The organism is Candidatus Hepatincolaceae symbiont of Strigamia maritima, from assembly GCF_055505085.1.
This window is the reverse complement of record NZ_DBKDTU010000162.1, coordinates 1-1,626: the sequence shown is the minus strand read 5'-3', so window position 1 is coordinate 1,626 and position 1,626 is coordinate 1. Positions and strand designations below refer to the sequence as shown.

Annotated in this window: 2 protein-coding genes; both read right to left on the bottom strand. The window is 27.9% G+C overall.

What is annotated here, in order from left to right; translation table 11 throughout:
- A partial coding sequence (locus tag ACQCX0_RS04355) for a cell division FtsX domain-containing protein (protein WP_462562955.1) occupies positions 1–814 on the bottom strand: 814 nt, incomplete at its 3' end.
- Positions 815–835: 21 nt separating this feature from the next.
- A complete protein-coding gene (gene ftsE, locus ACQCX0_RS04350; RefSeq protein WP_462562954.1) occupies positions 836–1,513 on the bottom strand; it encodes a cell division ATP-binding protein FtsE in 678 nt (225 codons plus the stop codon).
- Positions 1,514–1,626: the final 113 nt, after the last annotated feature.

Genomic DNA, 1,626 nt, shown 5'->3' with positions numbered 1-1,626 from the left:
GCATACTTATTATTAATAATAAAGTATCATAGGTTGGAAATAAAATACTTACAGAATCAAATAAAAATGAAAAAAAAGTAACCATTAATAATCCTAAACTTAATCCTAAAAAACTACCTATAAAGGTTTTCTTAAAAATCCAAATAGTAAATTCCGTAGCTATTCTTAGATTACTAGTTCCCAGTACATATAATACTTCTATACTACTCCTGTGAGCATAAAGGAGTGCTAATACAATCAATAAGATTACACAGAGCATAATAATAATAGAAATCACAGGAACCAATAAAGATAGAGTTTTAGCGGCACTCAAGGGTAGAGCTATTCTTTTAATAACATCTTGTTCGGTTTCTAAAAAAACATTTTTTACCTTAGATTGCAAATCCTGTTCTAATTTCTTAATATTTATCTGAGCATCTTTATGTAAAGTAACTCCTATTATGGTTGGTAGAGGTAAATTCAAAATTTCATCTCTTAGCCCTGTCCAGTTTTGAATTAAAGTTACAATCTCTTCAACTGGAATTACATTTACATCTTTTACTTCTTTAGCTTGTTTAAGATACTCTATTACTATATCTTTTTTATATTTATCATTAATAGCAATGGGATCTGGGTAAATCTCAACAAAAAGCTGTGCCGGATTAACAAATTTTACGGGATTAATAATTCTCTCAAGAATTCCAGCCCCGAAAATAGACATGATACATAACCAAATAATAATAGTAATAATAAATAAAAAAAATCGACTCCAAAAATCTTGATTAGAAAAAGTTAGTAATTTAGAATGCCCGTACCAAAATTTTAATTTATACATAGTGTAGTTCTCTCCATAAGGTTACCCTATTATTTCTATTTTACTATTTTGCAAAGCAATAATTTTATGATTCTTAGCCGCTACTAATTCTAAATTATGTGTGGCAAATACAATAGCAGTTCCCTGTTTGTTAAGTTCTTCTAACATCTCCATTATTTTTTCAGCCATACTATTATCAATACTCCCAGTAGGTTCATCAGCTAAAACAATCAGCGGAGTAGCAATAACAGCTCTTGCTATTGCTACTCTTTGTTGTTGTCCTCCGGATAAAGCTTTGGGTAAATAATCTTTATGTTTTTCCAAACCAATCCATTGTAAGAGTTGATTAACCTTATCCTCTATAATATCCTGCTCTACATTTTGTATCTTTAAGGGTAAGGCAATATTGTTAGCAACACTAATATATTCTATAAGCTTATAATCTTGAAAAATCATACCTATTTTGCGTCTAATATCAATTAAATCCTTATTTTTTACCACATTAATATCTTTTCCTAAAATATTAATAAAACCTCTGGTAGGCTTGAGCGTCATATTCATTAACTTTAATAAAGTACTTTTCCCAGCTCCGCTTTCCCCTACTAAAAAATAAAATTCGCCTTTTTTAATACTAAAATTAAGGTTTTTTAATATTTCAACAGACGTACCATATCTTAAACCTACATTCTCAAAATACATTAAAGATTGGATATTATACATATTATCAAGATTTAACCATATTGATTACTAACATTTTCTTAATATTTAGATTTCTTATCTACTAAAGTCACTTTATTAAATATATACTTTATTAACTAAATTAATAGTATAAT